Raw genomic sequence first — 5,919 nt, forward strand, 5'->3', positions numbered from 1 at the left:
CGGCTGCCGCCACGCCCAGCGGGCCGTTCTCGTCTTCGCACCACAAATTCATCCTGTGGGGCACCTTCGTGGCACCGTCCCATCGCCGCCAGGGCCTGAGCCGCACCGTGGTGGAGCAGGCCATCGGGCATGCACGCCAGCTAGGGGCGCGCCGCATCCACCTCACCATGTACTTGCCCAATCCGGCTGCCCGGGCCTTGTATGAATCCCTGGGCTTTGCGGCCTGGGGCACCGAGCCGGAGGCGGTGTGCATCGACGGCGTTTACCACGATGGCTTGCAGATGGCCCTGCTGCTGGGAGAAGATGGAAGCGTTTGAGCAAAGGCCCGCCGCATGCCGCAGACCCTCATCGCCCCGACCGCGCACCACACCTTCTACTGGCGTCGCCTCTACAGCCCCGGCAGCGATGTCTGCCGCGTCCACCAGCGCGCCGATGGCGGCTGGGACCTGCGCGGCATGGCGGTGTTCCATGACGAAGGTCTGGCCTGCGACCTGGGCTATGCCATCAGCGTCGACGCCCGTTGGGTGACCCAGGCCGCCCATGTGTTCGGTCACTGCGGCGAACGCGCGGTGGACCTGCGCTTTCACCCCGGCGCCGATGGGCAGTGGCGTGTAGGGCAGGGCGGTGGGGCAGATGCGGATACCGGCGTCAGCGCCAGCGCATGCCCGGACATGGACCTCAATTTCAGCCCTGCCACCAACATGATCGCGATCCGCCGCATGGCGCTGGAGGTGGGGCAGGAGGCGCAGGCGCCTGCGGCCTGGCTGTCGTTTCCGGAGTTGCGGCTTCAGGAATTGCCCCAGGTCTACCGGCGGTTGGATGCCCTGCGCTACCAGTACGACGCGCCTACGGTAGGCTACAGCGGGGTGCTCGAAGTGTGCGCAGACGGCGCCGTGGTCGACTACCCGGAGCTGTTCGCGCGGACCACCTCCTGAGCGCGCAGACGCGCCAGGGCGACGTGTTTCTCGGGCACAACAGTTACCGACGGTGTCATGCACGTGACGCACTCGCCCCCCAAGCTCCCGTGCTTTCTCACCCCCCGCAGAAAGATGCACCACATGGGCTTCGCACACACCACCTCCGCCTGGCACCGCACGGCTGCCGCGTTCACGCTGGCCGCGCTGACGGCAGCCACCCTGGCCGCTTGCGGCGGCAGCGACGACGACAACGGCGAATCCCGCGTTGCATCCCTTAGGCTGATCGGCACCGCGTCCCTGCCCACCGGCACGATATTCGAGGGCGTGGAGTTCGGCGGCATCTCGGGGCTGGACCTGGCGACCGACGGCAGCTACTGGGCGATCTCGGACGACCGGGGTGGCGAGCGTGGCACGCCGCGCTTCTACAACCTCAGCATCGACTACGCCGCCACCGGCCCGGTGACGGTCAAGGTCAACCGCCAGACCTACATGCAGCGCGAGGATGGCTCCAGCTTCCCGGCCAACGCCCGCACGGTGGACCCCGAGGCGATCCGCCTGGCGCCCAATGGCAACCTCTACTGGTCGTCCGAGGGCAACTGGGGCACCACGGCCGCCACCCTGTTCCAGCCCTTCGTGCGCGAGATGACCACCGCTGGCAAGTTCGTGCGCGAGTTCAAGATGCCGGCCATCTACAACTATGTGGACAACACCTCCGCGGGCGCACGCAGCAACAAGCTCTTCGAGGCGCTGACCGTGGCGCCCGATGGCACGGTGTTCGTGGCCAACGAGGATGCGCTGATCCAGGACGGCCCGCTGACCACCGTGCAGGCCGGCAGCGTGGTGCGCGTGACGGCCCTGGACCCGGCCACGGGCGCGGCCAAGGCGCAGTACGCCTATCAGCTGCCCAAGATCCCGGTGGATGCGCCCGCTGGCGCGCCATTCGGGCCGGACAACGGTTTGTCGGACTTCCTGGCCATCGGCAACAAGAAATTCATCGCCATCGAGCGCGCTTTTGCCTCGGGCATCGGCAACACCATCCGCCTGGTGCTGACCGAGATCACCGACGCCACCACCAACGTGGGCAGCATGGCCAGCCTGGCGGGCACGACCGCCTACACGCCCATGACGCGCAAGCTGCTGCTGGAGATGCCCATCACCTACCAGGGTGTCAAGCTCGACAACATCGAGGCCATCACCTGGGGCAAGACCCTGCCCAATGGTCACCGCACCATCGTGCTGGCGGCAGACAACAACTTCACGGCGGATACGCAGGCCAATCAGTTTGTGGTGTTTGAGGTGTTGCCGGAGTAGCAAGGGGCGCCACGCCCGCAGGGTATGTGCGGGCGACCTACCGCAATTTCTTCTCGGCGACTCACGGTGGCAGTTTGCGGGGTGCGGTTGGCGCGGGATGTGTAGGGCTGCGGCCTGCTGAGCCTTTACACCCGTTGGGAAACTACCAAACCCGTCTTGTAAGAATTTTTTTCAGCCCACCAACTGTGTGAGACTTCGGGCATTGCTGGCCGGCATGGGCGGGACCAGCTTGTTCATCAAAAGAAGCGACTCAGAGAGGGTGGGATATGCGGACCTGGTTGGCCAAGGTGATGGTGGCGTGCGCGTTGGTGCTGGTGGGCGGGGCAGCCCACAGCAGCTACGAAAGAGACTGTGTGGAAGGCTCCCCCACTGGCACGCTGACGTGCAGGCTCAAGCCGGACGGTTTCACCGACTGGGTCTACCGTTCAGGCTATGGAGTAGCACCTCACGAGGTAGTGGGGGGGTACATCACCGAGGAAAAGGCTGTCCAGGAGACGCTCAACTACCTCATCTACACCAATCCCAACTACGCGAGCATGTGCCAGTTCTCCTATTCTCTGGGAGGGGTGCAGGTGACGAGCAGAGATCAGTTCATTCAATCGCAACAATCGCTGATCCAGTTCAAACCATTGTCAATTACGCGCGGTTTCAAAAACGGCAACGATTGCATCAGTGTCAGTACCAGTGTAGTTGAGGTTCGCGCATTGCGCTCCACCACCTGCAATCACCCGGCAAGCGGAAACCTGGGCTATTGGGCTTTCGACAAGCAAAGCTACATGTGCGTCAACCCAGTGGACAAGACTCCACCACCGTGCGAAACATGCCCTCAAACCGCATTGCGCGGCAACCCCATTCTCGTCCCCACCCGGGAAAAAGTATAGCAAGTCGTCGATCTGGTGAACGCCGGCCCCATGCCGCTGGAATTTCGCCGCATCTACCGCAGCCACCGGGCGCGCGATAAAAAAGTCTGGTTCGGCACCTACTTCAAGAAAAGCGCCATCCAGGACACGCTGGGCGATGGCTGGCTGCACAACCACGACATCTACCTGGCCACCGCCAAGGCCAATGACAGCACCCAGATCCATTCCAGGAGCGGACAAGAGAGTGGTGTAGATGTCGGCAGCGGTTTTGGCATTGTCCGTATCCATATGGGCGATGGCACCTTCAACTACTTTCACCGCATGAACGGCGACTCGGCCTTCGTGGGCCGCAACAAGCTGCACACGCTGGTCAAGGAAGGCAATCTCTGGGTGTTTGAGGATGCAGAGAACGAAAGGCGCTATGTCTTCAGCGACAAGGGCTTGCTCGCAGAGCAGGTCTATCGCAATGGCTGGCGCTTGAACTACTTCTACGATTCGCGCAGTCGCCTTGGATCGGTGAGCAACAGCTTCGGCCAGACCCTGGAGTTCGCCTACGGTGCCGAAGACAAGCTCCTGCGCGTCACCAGCAACGACCAGCGCAGCGTATCGTTCACCTACACGGACGCCGGTGCCCTCAAGACGGTGCGGCAAGCCGACGGCACCACCAGCGAGTATGTCTACACCGACAGCACACCCACGGTGGGCTCTTTGCTGGCAGGGCGCATTGACGAGAATGCCTCGCGCTACACCACCTTCAAATACGACCTGGAGGGCTGGGCACTCAGCACCGAGAAAGCGGGGGGCGTGGACAAGTACACGGTGCCCGCCGCGAACTCGTTCGTGGACCCGTTGGGAACCTCTCGCAGCTATCGCTTCAACGTGTACGGAAACGAACTGGTTTTCGTGGGTTCCTCCTGGGGGCCGCTGTTTCCCGATGAGCGTCCTGTCAATTCTCGTTCGGTAAGCGCCGATGCCCTGGTCCAGACCGAATACGACCAGCGCTATACCAAGACCAACTACACCTGGGACATCCCTCGCCGCCTGCCCATCACCATCAACGAAGCGGTCGACAAACCCGAAGCCCGCACGACCAACATCATCTGGCATCCCCAGTGGCGGTCACCCTCCACCGTTACGGTGCCAGGCCGCGGCGTGGTCAACTACACCTATGACGGCTCGGGCAACGTACTGACCCAGACCGAGGTGGGGGCCACCGGCACCAACACCTGGACCTGGACCTACCACCCCAGCGGCCTGGTCGCCACCGAAAAGGCACCCAACGGCGCCACCACCAGCTACCAGTACGACGCGGCAGGCAACCTCACCACGGCCACCAATGCGCTGGGGCATGTGGACACCTACACGCACGACACCACAGGCCGGGTGCTCACCCATACGGCACCCAATGGCCTGGTGACGGCCTATGTCTATGACCCCCGGGGCAATGTGCTCACCCTCAACCGGGGCGGGCTGGTCACCACCTTCACCTACCGTCCCAGCGGAGAGGTGGACACCGCCACCTTGCCCCATGGCCATCGCATCACCTACAGCTACGATGGTGCACACCGCCTTGTGGGCTGGAGCGACAACCGTGGCGCTTCCGCAAGCTATGTGCTGGATGGCATTGGTAACCGCACAACCGAAGAGGTGCGTGGCACCGACGGCCAGTTGGTGTGGAAGCTGGTGCGCACGATCAGCCAATTCAACCGACTTGCCTCCTCCACGACGGGTGATTCCGGCACGCCGGTGACCTATTGGAACGACCACAATGGAGACCGTTACTTCAGTTCCCAGGTCATCTCGGGCAGCACACATTCCACCACGCTCGAACTGGACCCCTTGCGCCGCGTCAAGTCCATCGTCAACGCAGAAAACGCCACCGCCAGCCTCACCTACAACGGCGCAGACGCCGTCACCCAGGCCAAGGACTTCAAGGGCGTAGCCACCGACTACACCCGCGACTTCCAGGGCAACGCCACCGCCGAAGCCAGCCCCGACAGCGGCAACACCAGCGCCCAATACGACGCCCTGGGCCTGCCCAGCAGCATCACCAACGCCCTGGGCCAGGCAACAACGATCACCCGCGACCTGCTGGGCCGCCCCACCTCCATCGTGCACACCGGCGGCACCACCACCCTGCGCTACGACCAGAGCGCTATCAGCAAGGGCTACCTCAGCGAGATCGAAGACGCCAGCGGCACCACCACCTACCAGCGCGACGTGCACGGCCGTGTTGTGAGCCAGACCCAGAAGCTCATCAACAACGACACCCGCACCCTGGCCTACAGCTACAACGCGACGACCGGCTTGTTGAGTTCCACCACCTACCCCGGCGGCCAGACCCTGCAGAACGTCTACGACGCCACGGGCCAGCTCACCGGCCTCACCTGGGCCGGCCAGCCCATCGTCAGCGGTATCACCTGGAGCCCCCTGGGCCAGCCCACCGGCTGGAGCTGGAACCTGCGCGGTGCATCGGTAGCCATCCCGGCCACCCGCACCTACAACACCGCAGGTCAACTGACCAACACCGAGTTCAGCAGCTACATCTACGACGCCGCAGGCCGCATCACCAGCCTCACCCAGAGCCTGATGCAGCCCGCCAGTACCGACGCGCAAGCGAGCACCGTGACATTGGCACCCGCCATGTGGACGGTGACCTACAACCGTGCAGGCCGCATCACCGGCTTCACCAAACAGGTGGCCGCCGGCAATGCTGCCAACACCGTCACCTACGCCTACGACGCCAACGGCAACCGCACCACCAGCAGCCAACAGAGCGCAGGCACCACCACCAACCGCACCTACGCCCTCACCGCCAACCGCCAGACCGG

5 protein-coding genes are annotated in these 5,919 nt (G+C 63.9%); all 5 read left to right on the forward strand.

The window, feature by feature from the left end:
• A partial coding sequence (locus PMI14_RS28600) for a GNAT family N-acetyltransferase (protein WP_007860186.1) occupies positions 1–317 on the forward strand: 317 nt, incomplete at its 5' end.
• Between the two features lie 15 nt (positions 318–332).
• Positions 333–935: a putative glycolipid-binding domain-containing protein gene (locus PMI14_RS28605; protein WP_007860187.1), complete on the forward strand. Its 603-nt coding sequence runs from the start codon at positions 333–335 to the stop codon at positions 933–935.
• 123 nt (positions 936–1,058) lie between these two features.
• The gene (locus PMI14_RS28610; RefSeq protein ID WP_035206231.1) at positions 1,059–2,228 is read left to right on the forward strand and encodes an esterase-like activity of phytase family protein; all 1,170 of its coding nucleotides are present in this window, start codon (positions 1,059–1,061) and stop codon (positions 2,226–2,228) included.
• 266 nt (positions 2,229–2,494) lie between these two features.
• Positions 2,495–3,109 carry a hypothetical protein gene (locus tag PMI14_RS28615; protein ID WP_007860189.1) on the forward strand — a complete coding sequence of 205 codons (615 nt, stop codon included), beginning with the start codon at positions 2,495–2,497 and terminating at the stop codon, positions 3,107–3,109.
• Between the two features lie 30 nt (positions 3,110–3,139).
• On the forward strand, positions 3,140–5,919 hold a 2,780-nt coding region (locus PMI14_RS28620), incomplete at its 3' end, for an RHS repeat protein (RefSeq protein ID WP_007860190.1).

This window comes from Acidovorax sp. CF316 (assembly GCF_000276605.1).
In the GTDB taxonomy this organism is placed as follows: domain Bacteria; phylum Pseudomonadota; class Gammaproteobacteria; order Burkholderiales; family Burkholderiaceae_C; genus Acidovorax.

Coding starts and splice junctions, on each gene's coding strand:
- PMI14_RS28605 (WP_007860187.1), top strand. CDS start 333: ATGCCGCAGACCCTCATCGCCCCGACCGCGCACCACACCTTCTACTGG.
- PMI14_RS28610 (WP_035206231.1), top strand. CDS start 1,059: ATGGGCTTCGCACACACCACCTCCGCCTGGCACCGCACGGCTGCCGCG.
- PMI14_RS28615 (WP_007860189.1), top strand. CDS start 2,495: ATGCGGACCTGGTTGGCCAAGGTGATGGTGGCGTGCGCGTTGGTGCTG.